Raw genomic sequence first — 18,805 nt, forward strand, 5'->3', positions numbered from 1 at the left:
CCCTCCTAGAGCGGCGTGCCGGCGAACTGTGCCGCGTAGAGCCGCTCGTAGGGCCCGCCGGCGCCCACGAGCGAGTCGTGCGTGCCCTGCTCGACGATGCGACCCGACTCCATCACCACGATGTGGTCGGCGTCGCGGATCGTCGAGAGCCGGTGCGCGATGACGAAGGACGTGCGGCCCGCCCGCAACTGCTCCATGGCCTTCTGCACCAACGCCTCGGTGCGGGTGTCCACGCTGCTGGTCGCCTCGTCGAGCACCAGGATGGCCGGGTCGGCGAGGAAGGCCCGGGCGATGGTGAGGAGCTGGCGCTGACCAGCGCTGACCCCGCCGCCCTCGTCCTCGATGACCGTGTCGTACCCGGCGGGGAGCGTGCGCACGAAGTGGTCGACGTAGGCCGCTTCGGCCGCGGCCTGCACCTGCTCCTCGGTGGCGCGGTGCGCACCGTAGGAGATGTTGTCGCGGATGCTCCCCTGGAAGAGCCACGCGTCCTGCAGCACCACGCCGAACGCCTCCCGGAGCCGAGCCCGCTCCATGGCCGCGATGTCCACGCCGTCGAGCGTGATGCGCCCGTCGTCCAGGTCGTAGAAGCGGAGCAACAGGTTCGTGAGCGTCGTCTTGCCGGCCCCGGTGGGACCGACGATGGCCACGGTCTGCCCGGGCTCCGCCACCAGGTCGAGGTGCTCGATGAGGGGGTCGTCACCGTAGGAGAAGCTGACGTCCTCGAAGACCACCCGGCCACGCAGCGGGTCCGGGAAGGGCGCGTCGGGCGAGTCGGGCGCCTCGTGCGGCTCGTCGAGCAGCGCCAGCACCCGTTCGGCCGAGGCCATGCCGGACTGGAGCAGGTTGATCATCGAGGCCACCTGCGTCAGCGGCTGCGTGAACTGGCGCGAGTACTGGATGAACGCCTGCACCTCGCCGATGGAGAGCGTCCCCGACGCGACGCGGAACGCTCCGATCACGGCCACGAGCACGTAGTTGAGGTTCGACACGAACATCATCACCGGCGCGATGACCCCGGAGATGAACTGTGCCTTGAAGGCGGCTCCGAACAGGGCGTCGTTGCGGGAGTCGAACTCCTCGCGCGCCTGCTGCTGCCGGCCGTAGACCTTGACGATCTCGTGGCCGGTGAAGACCTCCTCGATGTGGCCGTTGAGGGCACCGGTCGCCGCCCACTGGGCGACGAACTGGGGCTGGGAGCGCTTCATGATGGCGCGGGTGAGGACCACGGCCACGGGGACCGTCAGCACGGCGACGAGGGCGAGCAGCGGCGAGATCCACAGCATCATGGCGAGCGTCCCGACCACCGTCAGGACCGAGGTCAGCAGCTGGCTGATGGTCTGCTGCAGCGACTGCGCGATGTTGTCGATGTCGTTGGTCGTGCGCGACATCAGCTCACCACGCTCGTGCGCGTCGACGCTGGCCAGCGGCAGGCGATTGAGGGTGTCCTCGACCTCGCCGCGCAGACCGGCCACCGTGCGCTGCACGACGACGGTCGTGAGGCGTCCCTGCCACCACATGAACACCGAGGCCACGACGTAGAGCACCAGGGCGCCGGCCAGGACCCAGGCCAAGGAGGTGAAGTCGATGCCTTCACCAGGCCGCAGGTCGGTACCGCGCACGAGGTCGGCCATCCGGTCGTCGCCCTGGGCCTCCAGCCCCGCGACCACCTCGGCCTTGTCGGCGCCCGCCGGGAACTGGTCGGACAGGTAGCCGCTGAAGACGATGTCGGTGGCGTGACCGAGGATCCGCGGTCCGACGACCGAGAGCGCGGTGGCCACCAGGCCGAGCAGCCCGATGGCCTGCACCAGACGACGGTGGAACAGCAGCCGCTGGACCATGCGCCCGAGGGTGCCGCGGAAGTCGCTGGCCTTCTCGTGGTTCATGGCTCCGCCCCAGGCGGGACCGCGCCCGCTCATGCGGCCTCCTCCTCGGTCAGCTGCGAGAGGACGATCTCGCGGTACACGTCGCAGTCGGCCATGAGCTCGGCGTGCGTGCCGGTGGACACCACGGTGCCCTGGTCGAGCACCACGATGCGGTCGGCGTCGCGGATGGTGCTCACGCGTTGCGCCACGGTGATGACGGCGGACTCGCGCGTGATGGCGCGCAACGCTCGGCGGAGCGCGGCGTCCGTGGCGTAGTCCAGCGCCGAGAACGAGTCGTCGAAGAGGTAGACCAGCGGTCGCTTGACCACGGCGCGGGCGATGGCCAGCCGCTGCCGCTGCCCGCCCGACACGTTGGTGCCGCCCTGGGTGACCTGTGCCTGCAGCCCACCCGGCATGGCCTCGACGAACTCACGGGCCTGCGCCACCTCCAGCGCCTGCCAGAGCTCCTCGTCGGTGGCGTCGTCACGGCCGTAGCGCAGGTTGGAGGCGACGGTGCCGGAGAACAAAAATGCGCGCTGCGGCACCAGCCCGATGGCGGCCCAGACGGCCTGCGGCTCGAGGTCGCGCACGTCGTGACCGTCCAGGAGCACCGCTCCCCCGATGACGTCGAACAGACGCGGCACGAGGCTCATGAGCGTCGTCTTGCCGCTGCCGGTGGAACCGATGATCGCGGTCGTCTCACCGGGCCGGGCCACGAGGTCCACGTCGCGCAGGACGTCGACCTCGGCCCCGGGGTAGGCGTAGGAGGCGCCTCGCAGCTCGACCTCGCCACGGACGACGTGGGCGGGCGTGGCGTCGGGGTCGACCACGATGCTGGGCTCGGTCTCGAGCACCTCGGTGATGCGCTCGGCCGACACCTCCGCCCTTGGCCACAGCATGAGCATGAAGGTGGCCATCATGACCGCCATGAGGATCTGGATCAGGTAGTTCTGGAACGCCGTGAGGGTGCCGACCTGCAGGTCGCCCGAGGCGATCCGGTAGCCGCCGAACCACGTGGCCAGCACCACCGAGACGTTCATGATCAGCATGACGGTGGGGAACATCAGCGACATGAGCCGACCGGTGGCCACCGCGACGTCCAGGTAGGCCTGGTTGGCGTCGTCGAACCGCTGCGTCTCGTGCTTCTCCTTGACGAAGGCCCGGATGACGCGGATGCCCTGGATCTGCTCGCGCATGACGCCGTTGAGGCCGTCGACACGGTCCTGCATCTGGCGGAAGAGGGGCCGCATCCGACGGATGATCAGGCCCACGCTGACCAGCAGCGCCGGCAGCGCCACGAGGAGGAGTGCCGAGAGCTCGACGTCCTGGCGCAGCGCCATGACCACGCCCCCGACGGCCATGATCGGCGCGGTCACGAGCAGCGTCAGGCCCATGAAGGCCAGCATCTGCACCTGCTGGACGTCGTTCGTGCTCCGCGTGATCAGGGTCGGCGCGCCGAGCTGTGCCATCTCGCGCGCGGCGAAGGTCTCGACGCGGTCGAAGACGGCGGCGCGCAGGTCTCGACCGAGGGCCATGGCCACCCGCGCCCCGACGTAGACCGCCACCACCGTCGCGGCGACCTGGAGGACCGTGACGAGGAGCATCGTGGCGCCCGTGCGCCAGATGAAGGGCACGTCCCCGGTGACGATGCCGCGGTCGATGATGTCGGCGTTCAGACCCGGGAGGTACAGGTTGGCCACGGTCTGCGCCAGCTGGAAGACCAGCACGACCACGATGGCTCCCCGGTAGGGCGCCAGGTACCGGCGCAGCAAGGGGATCAGCACGGTTGCAGGTTACAACCGAGCTCCTGGGGCGGACCTCGGTCCGGCGACCGGCCGACTCCACCGCTCACCGTCCCTGCCCGGCCGCGCGCCGAGCTCGGCGAGGCGTCGCACCAGCTCGTCCTCCGACGGGTTGTGGTGGCTGAGGTGCACGGCGACCACCTCGGTCGACGTCGTCACGGCTCCGACCTCGCGCAGCCGCTCGAGCAGCGACCCGAGCGTGGCGAGGTGCAGGTGTCCCGACCCGAGATCGGCGCGGTCGCCGAAGGTCTCCTCCACCAGCACCGCGTCGTAGGCGGCGTCGCGGACCGTCTCGAACCACGACGTCTCCCACGGTCCGGTGTCGCAGGCCCACAGCACTCGTGCACCGTCGGGGCCCGTGACGTCGTAGAGGACGGCGTCGCCCGGGGCCATCACGCTGTGAGCCGCGGGCAGCACCTGCACACGGAACGTCTCCCCTCCCCCACGCACCTCGGCCCCTCGCCGGTCCGCACCGAGCTCGAGCACCCCACCCGCGTCCACCGCGTGGAACCGCACGGTCGAGTCCGGCGCCACCCACCGGCGGGCCTCCTCGACCACGGCCGCCGGCCCCACGACGTCGAGCGGCTCGTCGCTCACCCAGGACCGGAACAGCAGCAGCTGCGGCCCGAAGTGGTCGGCGTGGGCATGGGTCACGAGGACGACGCGCACGTCGGCGAGCGACTCACCGCAGCGCGTCGCGGCGGCGAGCACCTCGGGCCCGGGATCGAGCAGCACGGCCGTGCCGTCGACCCGGAGCAGCGCGCTCGTCTGACCACGCAGCACGCCGGAGGCACGCTGGGCCTCGCACGAGACGCACTGGCAGAACGCGTTCGGCCAGCCGTCGGCCGAGCCCGTGCCGAGCAGGCGGAGGTGCACCTCGCCGGACCTACAGCAGGTCCCGCAGCTCCTTCGGCAGCTCGAAGTCCTGGTCGCCGCCCTGCTTGCCGAAGCCGAAGGCGTCGGCTCCGTTGGTCGTGGGGGCGTCCTTCGGCTGCGCTGCCTGGGCCCGCTTGGCGGGGTTGCCGGAGACGCGCTTGCCCTTCTTCTTGCCCTTGTTCTGGGGCTTCTGCCGCGCGCCGGCGCGCTTGCCGGGCATGCCCGGCATCCCGGGGACGCCGCCCATGCCGGGGACGCCACCGCCCTTGGCCATCTGCTGCATCATCTTGCGCGCGTCGAAGAAGCGGGTGACGAGCTGGTTGACGTCCTGGACCGTGGTGCCCGAGCCCTTGGAGATCCTGGCGCGGCGCGAGCCGTCGATGATCTTGGGGTCGTCGCGCTCCTTCGGCGTCATCGACAGGATGATCGCCTTGATCTTGTCGAGCTCGCGGTCGTCGAAGTCGGCCAGCTGGTCCTTGAACTGACCCATGCCGGGCAGCAGGCCCATGAGCTTGGTCATCGACCCCATCTTCGACAGGGCCTCCATCTGCTTGAGGAAGTCCTGCAGCGTGAAGGTGCCGCCCAGCATGCGCTCGGCGTCCTTCTCGGCCTGCTCGGCGTCGTAGACCTTCTCGGCCTGCTCGATGAGCGAGAGCATGTCGCCCATGTCGAGGATGCGCCCGGCCATGCGGTCGGGGTGGAACACGTCGAAGTCGGTGAGCTTCTCGCCCGTCGACGCGAACATGATCGGCCGCCCGGTGACCTGACGCACCGAGAGCGCTGCGCCACCGCGCGCGTCGCCGTCGAGCTTGGTCAGGACGACGCCGGTGACGTCGACCCCCTCGTTGAAGGCCTCGGCGGTCTGCACGGCGTCCTGGCCGATCATCGCGTCGATGACGAACAGCACCTCGTCGGGCTGCACGGCATCGCGGATGTCACGCGCCTGCTGCATGAGGTCGGCGTCGATGCCGAGACGTCCGGCGGTGTCGACGACCACCACGTCGTGCAGCGTGCGTCGGGCCTCGGCCACCGCGTCGCGGGCGACCTGGACGGGGTCGCCGTATGAGCGGGTGCCCTCGGCTCCGCCATCGCCCCCGCCGGTGTTGCCCGCCTCCGGCGCGTAGACCGTGACGCCGGCCTGCTGGCCGACGACCTGCAGCTGGTTGACGGCGTTGGGGCGCTGGAGGTCGCAGGCCACGAGCATCGGGCTGTTGCCCTGCTCCTTCAGCCAGCGACCCAGCTTGCCCGCCAGGGTGGTCTTGCCCGCGCCCTGGAGGCCGGCCAGCATGATGACGGTCGGCGGGTTCTTGGCGAACCGGATCCGGCGCGTCTCGCCGCCGAGGATGCCGACGAGCTCCTCGTTGACGATCTTGATGACCTGCTGGGCGGGGTTGAGCGCCTTGGACACCTCGGCACCGAGTGCGCGCTCCTTGACGCGCGCGACGAAGTCACGCACGACGGGCACGGCGACGTCGGCGTCGAGCAGCGCGAGGCGGATCTCGCGTGCCGTGGCGTCGATGTCGGCCTCGGTGAGACGCCCCTTGCCGCGCAGGTTCTTGAACGCGGACTGGAGGCGGTCCTGCAGGGTGTCGAACATGACGGCCAGCCTACCGAGCGGGTCGCGGCACCGACGCAGCCCAGTCCCGCCCGGCGCTCACACCAGGGCGTCGTCGACGGTGGCGCGCAGCTCCTGCGCCGCCGGCCCGGACAGCGGGTCCCCCGTCGCGTCGACCACGTAGAACACGTCACGCGCCTCGTCGCCGTAGGTGGACAGGTGCGCCGAGCGGATCGAGCACCCGCTGCGGGCGATGGCGTCGCACACCGTCCAGACCAGGCCACGGCGGTCGGCGGCGCGCACCTCGAGCAGCGTCGCGGAGTCCGACGAGTCGGGCAGGACCCGCACCCGCGCAGGGACCCCCTCGACGGGGGTGAGGGTCATCCGGTCCTCCAGGGCGGCCTCACCCTCGAGCACCGGGACCAGGCGTTCTCGCACCGCGCTGGCGAGCACGCCCGCGCGGGTGACCTCCCAGAGCGAGACGGCCGCCTCCTCCTGCGTGACCACGCGGACGGAGCGGATGGCCAGGCCCTGCAGGGCGAGCCCGCCGGCGATGCGGGCCATGACACCGGGCCGGTCCCCCGTGACCACCGTCAGGAGCGACCCGCCCTGGTGGTCCTCGGCCGTCAGCTCCACGACGCCGTCGCCCGTGCGGGCCAGCACCTCGGGCTCGGGCAGGGCCAGGTCGGCGGGCCAGCCCTCGTAGTCGTCGGAGGTCACCGCGGGCACCGCGCCGGCCAGGTGGTCGCGGGTCTTGGCCACGAGCCCCTCCACCAGGCCTCGACGCCACGCCGTCCAGGCCGTGGGCCCGGTGGAGCCCGCGTCGGCGCGCGTGAGTCCGAGCAGCAGGTCGAGGAAGCCGGCGTCGCCCACGATCTCGGCCACGTTCGCCGCGGTGGCCGGGTCCTCGATGTCGCGGCGGGTCGCCACGTTGGTGAGCAGCAGGTGCCACCGCACGAGCCGTCCGACCACGTCGGCGTCGACCTCGGTGAAGCCCCACCGGAGGGCGATCTGCTCGGCCATCGGGGCACCCACCTCGCTGTGGTCGCCCGGGCGGCCCTTGCCGATGTCGTGCAGCAGGGCGGCCACCGAGAGCAGGTCGGGGCGGTCGACGTCGCGCCGCAGACCGGCGGCGACCACGCACGTCTCGACGCTGTGCCGGTCGACGGTGAAGCGGTGCACCGGTGAGCTCGAGCCGCGCAGCCGCACGTCGGCCCACTCGGGCAGCCACCGGTCGACGACGCCGGCGATGTCGAGCTCCTCCCACACCTGCACCAGCCCGCGCCCGGCCGTGAGCAGGTCGACGAGCGACCGCGTCGCGGGGGCCGGCCACGGCTCGGGCAGGTCGCCGAGGTCACGGGCGAGGCGCTGGGCCGTGCCGGCACCGAGCGGCAGCCCGGCCTTGGCGGCCGCAGCGGCGGCCCTGAGGGCGACCACGGGGTCGGTGCGGGGTGCGGCGTCGGCCGTGAGCACGATCTCGTCACCGAGCCAGCCGACGCCGGTGTCGACCTGGACGACGGCCGGACCCGCCCGACGGACGCCGGGGCGGGGCCGGGGGCTGGTGCGCGGCACGAGCACGCCGTCGAGCCGACGCCACGTCACGTCGGCCACGTGCGCGATGCGCCGACCGAGGTGACGCACGTGCAGGTCGAGTGCCTCGGGATCCATGCCCACGGACGTGGCGATGGCGGGCACGTCGTCGACGACCAGCCGATCGGTCCGACGGCCGGTGGTGGCGTGCACGGCGTCGCGCACGTCCAGCAGCGCCGACCTCAGCTCCTCGACCTCGGCGTGCGGCACGTCGACGAGCCAGGTGGCCACGAGCGCCCGCAGGTCGACGCCGTCGCGCAGTCCCCCGCCGGACTCCTTGAGGTCGGGGACGGCGGCGTACGCCAGCCACCCGGACCGCTCGATCCGCTGCTCCCGGCCTGCGCGGACCTCCTCCACGCGTGTGCGCGCCTCGCGTCGCCAGTCGGCCAGCACGTGGGACCGCAGGCCCAGCACCAGGCCCGCGTCGCCGGCGACGGCGCGGGCGTCGAGCATCCCCATCGCGGCGCGGTGGTCGTCGCGGGCCGTGGCCCGCATCTGCTCGGCGTCGCGCACGGAGTGGTCGAGCGGGATCTTCGCGCCCCACAGCGGGTACCAGAGCGCCTCGGCCACCTCGCGCACGCGACTCTCCGGCACCGTCGGGTCGTGGAGCAGCACGACGTCGAGGTCGCTCGACGGCGACAGCTCGCGGCGGCCGTACCCGCCCACCGCCACCGCGGCGAGACCGGAGGGGTCGGGACCGACGGCGGTCGCGAAGACGTCGGCGAGCAACCGGTCGGCGTCGTCGGCCCGACGACGCCGCTGCGCCGCGGTGCTCGGGGGGTGGCTCACGGGCTCAGTCTCCTCGCCTCGGCGCGAGGCACGACGCAGCCCCCGACCGGGCGGGTCGGGGGCTGCGTGCGCACCGCTGCGGGCGCTGGGTCAGAGCGCGGCCTCGTCGGTCTCGCCGGTGCGTACCCGCACCACCGAGTCGACCGGGACGACCCAGACCTTGCCGTCGCCGATCTTGCCGGTCTGGGCGGCACCGGTGATCGTGCTGACCACGCTCTCGACGTCGGCCGCGTCGACCACGACCTCGAGCCGGATCTTCGGCACGAGCGTGACGTCGTACTCGGCGCCGCGATAGACCTCCGTGTGGCCCTTCTGCTGGCCGTAGCCGCTGGCCTCGGTCACGGTCATGCCGGCCACGCCGGCGGCGGCGAGGGCCTCGCGGACCTCTTCCCACTTGTGCGGCTTGATCACCGCGGTCACGAGCTTCATCTCAGACTCCCGTCTTGAAGGGCGAACCACCGGATCCACCGGTGTAGTCGTACGCGGACTCGAGGTGCTCGACCTGGTCGATGCCGGCGACCTCGTCGTCCGGGTCGATCCGGAAGCCGATGGTCACGTCGATCAACTTACCGATGATGTAGGTGAGCACGAACGAGAAGACCATGACGACGACCGCTGCGAGGACCTGCTTGCCCAGCAGCGCGGCGTCGCCGCCGTAGAAGAGTCCGTCGACCGGCGCACCGCCTCCGGTGGAGGTGGTGGCCAGGAACCCGATGAGCACCGTGCCGATGAGGCCACCGACGAGGTGCACGCCGACGACGTCGAGCGAGTCGTCGATGCCCAGCTTCCACTTGAGGCTCACGGCGGCCGCACAGGCGACGCCGGCGATCAGGCCGAGCACGATGGAGCCGAACGGCGACAGCGCTCCCGCGGCCGGCGTGATGGCCACCAGACCGGCGACCGCGCCGGACGCGGCACCGAGGCTGGTGCCCTTCTTCTCCTTGACGAACTCGTAGGCGAGCCACCCGGCGATCGCCGCGCCCGTGGCCACGGCGGTGTTCACGAAGGCGAGACCGGCCAGGCCGTTGGCGCCGACGGCGGAGCCGGCGTTGAAGCCGAACCAGCCGAACCACAGCAGGCCGGCGCCGAGCAGCACGAACGGCAGGTTGTGCGGACGCATCGGGTCACGCTTCCAGCCGGTGCGCTTGCCGAGGACGAGGGCCAGGGCGAGTCCGGCCGCACCGGCGTTGATGTGCACGGCGGTGCCGCCCGCGAAGTCCACCGCCTCCAGCTGCGTGGCGATCCAGCCTCCGTCGTCACCGAAGTCGAAGACCCAGTGCGCGACCGGGAAGTAGACGATCGTGACCCACACGACCACGAAGACGACCCAGCCGGAGAACTTGGCGCGGTCGGCGATCGCACCGCTGATCAGGGCGACGGTGATGATCGCGAACATCAGCTGGAAGCCGGCGAAGACGAACTCGGGGATGGTGCCGTAGGCGGTCTCGACACCGATGTTGGTGAAGCCCAGGCGGTCGAACCCGCCGAGCCAGCCGTTGCCTCCGGGGCTGAACGCGAACGAGTAGCCGTAGAGCACCCACAGCACGGGGACGATCGCGAGGGCGGCGAAGCTCATCATCATCATGTTGAGCACGCTCTTGGCCCGGGTCATGCCGCCGTAGAAGAAGGCGAGTCCGGGTGTCATGAGCAGGACCAGCGCCGAGCTGGCCAAGATCCAGGCGGTGTCGCCGGTATCCATGGAACCTCCGAGTGGCTGAGGGGTGACGTGGTGGGACGGCGCGCCTCACGGCAGCGCCTGCGTCACACTCTGGAACGCCCCGATTACCTCTACGGCAGCGCCAGGTTTCGCTCAGGTCACGAGATCGGCGGTCACGTTACGGGCGTGTTACCCGATCAGCCGAGCAGGGCGTCGACGAACTCGGCGGCGTCGAACGGCGCGAGGTCGTCGGCACCCTCGCCGAGACCGACGAACTTGACCGGGACGCCGAGCTCGCGCTGGACGGCCACGACGATGCCACCCTTGGCCGTGCCGTCGAGCTTGGTGAGGACCACGCCGGTGACGTCGACGACCTCGCCGAACACCTGGGCCTGGCGCAGGCCGTTCTGGCCGGTGGTGGCGTCGATGACGAGCAGCACCTCGGTGACCGGCGCCTGCTTCTCGGCCACGCGCTTGACCTTGCCGAGCTCGTCCATGAGACCGGACTTGGTGTGCAGACGTCCGGCCGTGTCGATGACCACGACGTCGGCGCCGAGCTCGAGGCCCCGCTTGACGGTGTCGAAGCCGACGCTGGCCGGGTCGCCGCCCTCGGGGCCGCGCACGACCTCGACCCCGACCCGCTGGCCCCACGTGCTCAGCTGGTCGGCGGCGGCGGCACGGAAGGTGTCGGCCGCACCCAGCACCACGGTGCGGTCCTCGGCCACGAGCACGCGCGCGAGCCGCCCGACGGTGGTGGTCTTCCCGGTGCCGTTGACGCCGACCACGAGCACCACGCCGGGGGCTCCGTCGGCACCTGTGGTGGCCACGGAGCGGTCGAGGGTCGGGTCGACGAGGGTGATGAGCTCCTCACGCAGCGCGGTGCGGGCGCCTTCGGGGTCGGTGATGCCCTCCACCCGGACCCGGGTGCGCAGACGTTCCACGAGCTCGGTCGTCGGGCCCACGCCCACGTCGGCGGCCAGCAGCGTGTCCTCGAGCTCCTCCCACGCGGCGTCGTCGAGGTCGGCCCGACCGAGCACGGAGAGCAGTCCGCGCCCGAGCGAGCTGTTGGAGCGGGCGAGCCGGGCACGCAGCCGCACGAGCCGACCCTGTGCGGGCTCGGGACGCTCGACGGTGGTGGTCGGGGACGCCGGTGCCTTCTCGTCGGCGGGCACCTCCTCGAACGGCGGCTCCTCGTCCTCGGACGGCAGGTGCGGCTCGGGGTGCTCCGGGTGGTCGATGACCTCCTCGGTGATCGCGTCGAGGTCGCGCGGTGGCGGCAGCTCGGAACGTCCGCGGCGGACGAGGAGGGCGGCGCCACCGCCGAGGACGACGACGGCGACGGCGATGAGGGCGACGAGGAGCTCGGTGGTCACCCACCCACCCTAGAGGCGCCCTCCACCGGCGCGAGCGACGCGCCGAGGTCCAGCCGGTGGTCGTACCGGGCGACGACCTCCGGGGCGTGGGACACGATCACGAGGGTGTGCTCGGGCGCGAGGGCGTCGACGTCGTCGAGCAGGGCCCGGGCGGTGGGCGCGTCGAGGTGCTCGGTGGGCTCGTCGAGCACGAGGACTCGGTGCCCGGCGAGGAGCATGCGGGCGAGGGCGATGCGCTGGCGCTCGCCGCCGGAGAGCACGGCCCCGCCCTCGCCGAGGACGGTGTCGAGACCGTGGGGCCAGGACGCGACGGTGTCGGCGAGCCGCACCCGACCGAGGGTGCGCCAGACGAGGTCGTCGCCGACGCCGGGGTCGGCGACGCGCAGGTTCTCGCGCACGGTCGTGTCGAACAGCACGGCGTCCTGCTGCATCCAGCCGATGACGCCGCGCACCTGCTCCCGCGTGAGGTCCAGCAGGTCCGCACCGCCCAGGCGCACCGTCCCGGCACGAGGCTCGACGAGGCGCGAGAGCGTGGCCGCGAGCGTGCTCTTGCCGGCTCCGCTCGGTCCGGTGACCACCAGCACCCCGCCCTCGCCGACGTGGGCCGTGACCCCGCGGACGAGGTCGCGGTCCCAGCCGAGCGTCACGTCCTGCAGCTCGAGGTCGAAGCCCAGGGGCGCTGCGTCCGCGGCGGGGGCCGGCATCGGGTCCGTGGCGGCCTCGAGCGCGGCCAGGCGCACGCGGGCGGCGTCGACCCGCGGGCGGAGCCGCTCGGCCTCGGCCACGGCGTCGAGCACGTCGACCAGTCCGATGGGTGCGAGCACCAGCACGCCGACGAGGGGTCCGGCGAGGCCGGCGTCGGCCGTGACCAGCGCCGTGGCGAGCACGCACGCTGCGCCACCGAGCAGCACCACCAGCGAGCCGACGCCGCCGGCCCAGGCACGTCGACGGTCCTGCAGGGCGAGCGCGTCGACCGCCGCGTGCACGGTGGCGTCGCGTCCCCGCGCGGACCCGTAGGCGACCAGGTCCGGTGCGGCCAGCACCAGCTCGGTGACGTTCCCGGCCACCGACGTCGCTGCGCCCGACCCCGACCCCGTGCCGCCGTCGGCGAGCCGAGGGACGAGGACACGCGCGACGAGGAGCACCCCGCCGGCGTACAGCGCCAGCACCAGACCGGCGGCCGGGAGGACGAGGGACACCACCGCCACGGTCACCGCCGATGCCACCACGGCCGAGATCCACGGCAGTCGCAGGCGCAGCAGGCCGTCCTGCACGGTCTCGACGTCGGAGACGACGGTGCGCACGACGTCACCACGGCGCATCGCACCGGCGGCGGGCATCGTGCGTGCCAGGGCACGGTAGGCCCGGACCCGGTCGTCGATGCCGCGGGCGAGGGCGGCGTCGTGCGTGAGGAGCCGCTCGGCGTAGCGCAGCGCCGCCCGGGCCACGCCGAACATGCGCACCGACGTGATGGCGACGATGAGGTAGAGGACCGGCGGCTGCTCGGCGGCGCGCACCACGAGCCATCCGGAGGTGAGCAGCAGGCCGAGGGAGCTCAGCTGTGCCGCCACGCCGAGGCTCGCGCCGAGCCCCAGGTGCCCGCGGGGCGAGACGAGGAGCCGGCGCACCGCGTTCACGAGGGGACCGCCGTCGCAGGCTCGGTGCTTGGGACCTCGACCCGCAGCTCGCGTGAGGCGGCGGCCACGGTCTCGGCGCGGTGCGCGACCACGACGACGGTGACGTCACCGGTCTCCTGGAGCCGGCAAAGCGTGCCGAGCACGGTGCTCTCGCGGTGCGCGTCGAGACCCGCGGTCGGCTCGTCCATGAGCAGGAGCCACGCGTCGCCCGTCCGGATGCGCAGCAGGGCCCGTGCCACCGCCACCCGGCGCCGCTCACCGGCGGACAGGGACTGTCCCTGCTCCCCCACGTGGCGCTCGGCGGAAAGGTCGTCGGCTCCCGCGTCGTCGAGGGCCGCGCGCACCTGCGCGTCGTCGGCGTCGGGGTCACCGAGCCGCACGTTGTCGGCGACGGTGCCGGCGAGCAGGTGGGGGTCCTGCGGGACCCAGGCGACCTGACGGCGCCACGCTTCTGGGTCGAGCTCGTCGAGACGGTGCCGACCCACCCGCACGGCGCCGGCCGTGGGAGCGGCGAAGCCCAGGAGGACCGACAGCAACGTCGACTTACCGGAACCGGACGGTCCGGTGACCGCGACGAAGTCGCCGGGCAGGAGGGTGAAGGCCGGCAGCACGAGGGCCGGCTGCTCACGTCCGGGATGGACGACCTCGAGCCCCTGCACCGTGACGGGCGCCGGCCCGTCGACCACGAAGTGCCCGGTCCGCAGGTCGGCCGCGGGCCCGGGCCCGTCGAGCAGCGTGAGCGCCTCGTCGGCCGCGGCGAGTCCCTGGGTGCTGTCGTGGAACTGCGTGCCGAGCCGGCGCAGCGGAAGGTAGGCCTCGGGAGCGAGGACGATGACCAGCAGTCCGGTCCCCAGGTCGAGCCCCCCGCCGACGAGTCGCAGCCCGGCGGCGACGGCGACGAGCGCCACCGACAGGGTGCTGAACAGCTCGAGGACGAGCGAGGACAGGAACGCCGTGCGCAGCGACTCCATCGTGGCTCGTCGGTGTCGCTCCCCCACCTCGCGCAGCCCACGGGCCGAGTCGCGACCGAAGCCGGTCAGCACCGTCAGGCCGGCGAGCACGTCGGAGAAGTGCCGCCCGAGACGCTGCAGCTCACCCCACCGGTGGTCGAGCCGGTCGCGCGTCACGAGGCCCACGAGCACCAGGAACGTGACCACGAGCGGGAGGGTGAGCACGACGATGAGGGCCGAGAGGGGGTCGACCACCGCGAGCGTCAGGAGCACGGCCACGGGCACGACGGCCGTGAGCACCACCTGGGGCAGGAAGCGGGCCACGTAGCCGTCGAGCGCGTCGAGCCCGGTCTCGAGCAACGTGGCGACGCGCGCACTCGACGGTGCGGCGCCCACCCGACGCTGGTCTAGCACGGCGTCGACGAGGTCGTGCCGGAGCCCGGCCTTCACGGAGGTGGCGGCTCGGGTGCCGGCCGCGGCCTGCGCCCAGGCGAGCACGCCGCGCGCGGCCACGACCGCGGCGAGCAGGCCTGCGACGGTGGCGATCGCACGGGTCGACTCGCCCTCCACGAGGCCGACGACCACGTCGGAGACCAGCCAGGCCTGGGCCACCACCGCGACGGCGGCGACAGACCCGAGCACGACGGTGGCGACGAGGAAGCGCCGCGCCGGACGCGACCGGCGCAGGAGGCGGGGATCGACGGGACCCACGGCCGCTCAGCGCTCCCGGCCGGGCTCGAGGTCCGGCGTGGGCGCGAGCACGTCGTCCGGGATGTGGTGCGTGCCGATGCGACGACGGAACACCCAGTACGACCACGCCTGGTAGCCGATGACGATCGGCGTGAAGACCGCCGCCACCCAGGTCATGATCCTGAGCGTGTAGGGCGTCGACGACGCGTTGGTGGTGGTGAGGTTCCACGCGGGGTCGAGCGACGACGGCATGACGTCGGGGAAGAGCGCCGTGAAGAGCATGACCGTGAGCGCCGCGATCGACACCGCCGTACCGATGAACGCCCACCCCTCGCGTCGCGCCGACGTGGCGGCCAGGGCCGCGACGAAGGCCAGGGCGGCCACGCCACCGGCGATCCAGACCGCGAGGTCGCCGTCGCGGGCAGCCGTCCAGACGATGAACACCACGGCCAGCGCTGCGGCGACCACGCCGACGCGCAGCGCGAGCAGCCGGGCGCGGTCGCGGATGTCGCCGACGGTCTTGAGGCCCACGAAGACCGCGCCGTGGACGAGGAAGACCGTGAGGGTCACCAGCCCGCCGAGCAGCGCGTACGGGTTGAGCAGGTCGAAGAAGGAGCCGACGAACTCCTTGTCGGCGTCGATGGGCACGCCGCGCACGATGTTGGCGAGGGCCACGCCCCACAGCAGCGCCGGCGCGACGGACCCGATGAGGATCCCGAGGTCGCAGCGTCGCTTCCAGATCATCGCGGGCCGCTTGCTGCGGTACTCGAGGGCCACGATGCGCAGGATGAGCGCGACGAGGATGAGGAACAGCGGGAGGTAGAAGCCGCTGAACAAGGTGGCGTACCACTCGGGGAACGCCGCGAAGGTCGCGCCACCGGCGACCAGCAGCCACACCTCGTTGCCGTCCCACACCGGACCGATGGTGTTCAGCAGGACGCGGCGCTCCTTCTCGTCACGCGCGAGCACGGCGGTCAGCATGCCGACACCGAAGTCGAATCCCTCGAGCACGAGGTAGCCGATCCACAGCACGGCGATGAGCACGAACCAGACGGTGGTCAGCTCCATGGTCGTCTCCTCCGGTTCCTGGTGGTCAGTAGGCGAACGCGAGCGGCGCGTCCGGGTCGTCGACGTGCTGCGGCGGGTCGGCGTCGGGCAGGCCCTTGCGGATGTAGGTGAGCAGGAGCTTGACCTCGACGACGGCCAGGGCTCCGTACAGGGCGGTGAAGCCGATGAGCGTCGTGAGCACCTCGGCCGTCGTGGTGCCGGGCGAGACCCCGGCCGACGTCGGCATGAGTCCGAAGACCACCCACGGCTGGCGGCCCATCTCGGTGAAGATCCAGCCGAAGGAGTTGGCGAGCAGCGGCAGGAACGGCAGGACGACGGCGGTGCGCAGCAGCCATCGACCCTCCCGGGTCTCGATGCTGGGCATCCGGCGTCGGCGGGTCGCCCAGAGCATCCAGGCCCCGCCGACCATCGCCAGGCCGCCGGAGGTGATCATCGCCCTGAAGGTCCAGTAGGTCACGGGGATGTTCGGCGAGTAGTCGCCGGGCCCGTAGAGCTGCTCGTACTCCGCCTGCAGCGAATTGATGCCGCGGATCTCCCCGTTCCAGGTCCCCGTGCCGAGGTAGGACAGCAGGTGCGGGAGCTTGAGCTCGAGCAGGGGCTCGCTCCCGTCGAGGGTGCCGACGGTGAGCACCGAGAAGGAGGCGGGCGCCTCGTCCTCGTAGAGGCCCTCGGCGGCGGCCATCTTCATGGGCTGGACCTCGGTCATGACCTTGCCCTGGAAGTCGCCGGAGATCATGGTGCCGGCGCCCGAGACGAGGAGCACCACGGCGCCGAGTCGCAGGGCGGTGCGCCAGGTCTCGCGCTCGTCCTCGCGGTCCTTGCGGAACATCTGCCAGAGGGCGATGCCGGCCACGAAGGCACCGCCGACCATGAAGCACGCGAAGATCGTGTGCGGGAAGGTCACGAGCACGACCTTGTTGGTCATCACGGCCCAGAAGTCGGTGAGCTCGGCACGGCCGACCTCCTCGTTCATCCGGAAGCCGACCGGGTTCTGCATGAACGAGTTCGCGGCGAGGATGAAGTAGGCCGACAGCACCGTGCCGATGGCGGCGAGCCACACGCAGGCCAGGTGGAGCCCCGGCTTGAGCCGGTCCCAGCCGAAGATCCAGAGGCCGAGGAACGTGGACTCCAGGAAGAAGGCCAGCAGACCCTCGATCGCGAGGGGGGCGCCGAAGATGTCGCCGACGAAGCGGGAGTAGTCGCTCCAGTTCATGCCGAACTGGAACTCCTGGACGATCCCGGTCGCGATGCCCATCGCGAAGTTGATGAGGAAGAGCTTGCCGTAGAACCGGGTGAGCCTCAGGTACTTCTCGTCGCCGGTGCGGTGCCAGGCGGTCTGCAGCATGGCCACGAGGAAGATGAGCCCGATCGTGATCGGCACGAAGAAGAAGTGGTAGACGGTCGTGATGCCGAACTGCCACCGTGCGATGTCGAGCGCTTCCATGGTCGCCTCCGCTCGCTGATCTACTACATTCCGTAGTAACTACTACCGAGCGTAGGACCTCGAGGGGTCCACCGGCAAGCCGAACTCCTACCGGGCGTAGTAGATTAGGTCACATGCCGCAGTCATCCCGCTCCCTCGGCTCCCTCGAGCGTTCCGTCATGGACGTGCTGTGGGGCGCCACGTCCCCGCTCACCGTGCGCGAGGTGCAGGACGGACTGGAGGCGTCGGGCACGCGCGACCTCGCCTACACGACCGTGATGACGGTGCTCGACCGACTCGGCACGAAGGAGATGGTGAGCCGCGAGCGTGACGGGCGCGCCTTCCGCTACACCGCGGCCCTCTCCCGCGAGGCGGCCACGGCCGAGGCGTTGAACGCCACGCTCGACAGCTCCGGCGATCGCACCGCCGCCCTGCTCCACTTCGCCCGCACCGTCGACCCCGCGGAGGCCGCAGCGCTGCGGGCCGCGCTCGACGAGATCGACGCGGGCCGCTGACCGTGCACCCGCGACCCTGAGCCCACACCGTGACCCCATCGCCATGACCCCATCGCCATGACCCCGACGCCATGACCCCGCTGCTCCTCGGCGCGATCGGCCTCGCGCTCGCCCTGCCGGTGCCCGCCCTCCTGTCGCGCGCCGCGTGGCCGCGACTCGCGCCGGCCGCAGGGATCGTGCTCTGGCAGTCGTTGGCGCTCGCCGCCGTGCTCGCCATCTCGGGGGCCGCGCTCTCCACGGCGCTGTGGCTCGTCACCGACGACGAGCCGACCTGGTGGCGGATCGCCCTCCACGCGACGCTGATGGGCATCGGCGTCCTGGTGTGGGCACGCTTCTGGTGGGCGGCCTGGCAGGTCTGGCGTGAGACGTCGACCCGGCGCGCCCGTCACCGCGAGCTGGTGGACCTCCTCGGCGAGCCCCACGGCGCGCTTCCCGCCGTGCGAGTGCTGACCGAGCAGACACCCGTGGCCTACTGCATCCCTCGCCTGCGCGACGCCCGCGTCGTGATCTCCAGCGGAGCCGTGGAGTCCCTCGACGACGACGCTCTCCAGGCCGTGCTCGAGCACGAGCGCTCGCACGTGCGCACCCGCCACGACCTCGTGCTCGAGGCCTTCGGCGTGCTGCACCGCGCGTTCCCCCGACCCCTGCGCACCGACGCTCCCCTACGTCAGAGCCAGGTGATGGTCGAGCTGATGGCCGACGACGCGGCGCGCAAGGTCACGGGCGACCCTCCGCTGGCCCGCGCGATCGTGGCCCTCGCCGGAGGCCCCACCCCGGCCGGCGCGCTCGGCGCGAGCAGCGACGCGCTCCTGAGGCTCGAGCGACTGCGCGACCCGGCGCCGACCCGGGCACGCCGAGCGTCGGCCATCGCGTCGATCGCGATCTCGGCGGTGGTGCTGGTCGTCCCGACCGTGTTCATCGCGGTGCCGTGGATGTACCACGCGGTCGAGGTGCTGCTCGAGCGGTGACCATGCGGTGCCGTCGCTGACCGTCCGATTCTTTCGAACACGGTGTCGGA

Annotated in this window: 14 protein-coding genes; 2 read left to right on the plus strand and 12 right to left on the minus strand. The window is 72.1% G+C overall.

Features of this window, described 5'->3' with window-relative positions; translation table 11 throughout:
- Positions 1-5: 5 nt before the first annotated feature.
- The 12 genes from NUV38_RS03460 to NUV38_RS03515 all read right to left on the minus strand — a co-directional run bounded on the left by NUV38_RS03460 (position 6) and on the right by NUV38_RS03515 (position 17,293).
- Positions 6-1,916 (minus strand): ABC transporter ATP-binding protein, encoded by a 1,911-nt coding sequence (locus tag NUV38_RS03460; protein ID WP_257727771.1) that lies wholly within the window; start codon positions 1,914-1,916, stop codon positions 6-8.
- Entirely contained in the window at positions 1,913-3,646 is a 1,734-nt protein-coding gene (locus NUV38_RS03465; RefSeq protein WP_257727772.1) for an ABC transporter ATP-binding protein, read from the minus strand. Before NUV38_RS03465 ends, NUV38_RS03460 begins: the two co-directional genes overlap by 4 nt.
- A 9-nt stretch (positions 3,647-3,655) precedes the next feature.
- Complete coding sequence (locus tag NUV38_RS03470) at positions 3,656-4,540, minus strand: MBL fold metallo-hydrolase (RefSeq protein ID WP_257727773.1); 885 nt, start codon at positions 4,538-4,540, stop codon at positions 3,656-3,658.
- 10 nt (positions 4,541-4,550) lie between these two features.
- Complete coding sequence (gene ffh / locus NUV38_RS03475; RefSeq protein WP_257727774.1) at positions 4,551-6,137, minus strand: signal recognition particle protein; 1,587 nt, start codon at positions 6,135-6,137, stop codon at positions 4,551-4,553.
- Positions 6,138-6,194: 57 nt separating this feature from the next.
- Entirely contained in the window at positions 6,195-8,474 is a 2,280-nt protein-coding gene (locus tag NUV38_RS03480) for a [protein-PII] uridylyltransferase (RefSeq protein ID WP_257727775.1), read from the minus strand.
- A gap of 90 nt (positions 8,475-8,564) precedes the next feature.
- On the minus strand, positions 8,565-8,903 hold the full coding sequence (locus tag NUV38_RS03485; RefSeq protein WP_055967282.1) for a P-II family nitrogen regulator: 339 nt from the start codon (positions 8,901-8,903) through the stop codon (positions 8,565-8,567).
- A gap of 1 nt (position 8,904) precedes the next feature.
- The gene (locus NUV38_RS03490) at positions 8,905-10,173 is read right to left on the minus strand and encodes an ammonium transporter (RefSeq protein ID WP_257727776.1); all 1,269 of its coding nucleotides are present in this window, start codon (positions 10,171-10,173) and stop codon (positions 8,905-8,907) included.
- Positions 10,174-10,328: 155 nt separating this feature from the next.
- Positions 10,329-11,504, minus strand: coding sequence for a signal recognition particle-docking protein FtsY (ftsY, locus tag NUV38_RS03495; RefSeq protein ID WP_257727777.1), 1,176 nt, complete (start codon positions 11,502-11,504; stop codon positions 10,329-10,331).
- Positions 11,501-13,141: a thiol reductant ABC exporter subunit CydC gene (gene cydC / locus NUV38_RS03500; RefSeq protein WP_257727778.1), complete on the minus strand. Its 1,641-nt coding sequence runs from the start codon at positions 13,139-13,141 to the stop codon at positions 11,501-11,503. Before cydC ends, ftsY begins: the two co-directional genes overlap by 4 nt.
- Positions 13,138-14,802: a thiol reductant ABC exporter subunit CydD gene (gene cydD, locus NUV38_RS03505; protein WP_257727779.1), complete on the minus strand. Its 1,665-nt coding sequence runs from the start codon at positions 14,800-14,802 to the stop codon at positions 13,138-13,140. The genes cydC and cydD overlap by 4 nt, the downstream gene beginning before the upstream one ends.
- A 6-nt stretch (positions 14,803-14,808) precedes the next feature.
- Entirely contained in the window at positions 14,809-15,849 is a 1,041-nt protein-coding gene (gene cydB / locus NUV38_RS03510; RefSeq protein ID WP_257727780.1) for a cytochrome d ubiquinol oxidase subunit II, read from the minus strand.
- A 25-nt stretch (positions 15,850-15,874) separates the two neighbouring features.
- Positions 15,875-17,293: a cytochrome ubiquinol oxidase subunit I gene (locus NUV38_RS03515; RefSeq protein ID WP_257727781.1), complete on the minus strand. Its 1,419-nt coding sequence runs from the start codon at positions 17,291-17,293 to the stop codon at positions 15,875-15,877.
- Between the two features lie 113 nt (positions 17,294-17,406).
- On the opposite strand from NUV38_RS03515, the gene NUV38_RS03520 reads away from it, so the two are divergent.
- Both NUV38_RS03520 and NUV38_RS03525 read left to right on the plus strand, forming a co-directional pair.
- The gene (locus NUV38_RS03520; protein ID WP_257727782.1) at positions 17,407-17,787 is read left to right on the plus strand and encodes a BlaI/MecI/CopY family transcriptional regulator; all 381 of its coding nucleotides are present in this window, start codon (positions 17,407-17,409) and stop codon (positions 17,785-17,787) included.
- Between the two features lie 71 nt (positions 17,788-17,858).
- Complete coding sequence (locus NUV38_RS03525) at positions 17,859-18,755, plus strand: M56 family metallopeptidase (protein ID WP_257727783.1); 897 nt, start codon at positions 17,859-17,861, stop codon at positions 18,753-18,755.
- The last annotated feature ends 50 nt before the right edge of the window (positions 18,756-18,805 follow it).

The sequence above is a fragment of the Aeromicrobium sp. 50.2.37 genome (assembly GCF_024655735.1).
In the GTDB taxonomy this organism is placed as follows: Bacteria; Actinomycetota; Actinomycetes; order Propionibacteriales; family Nocardioidaceae; genus Aeromicrobium.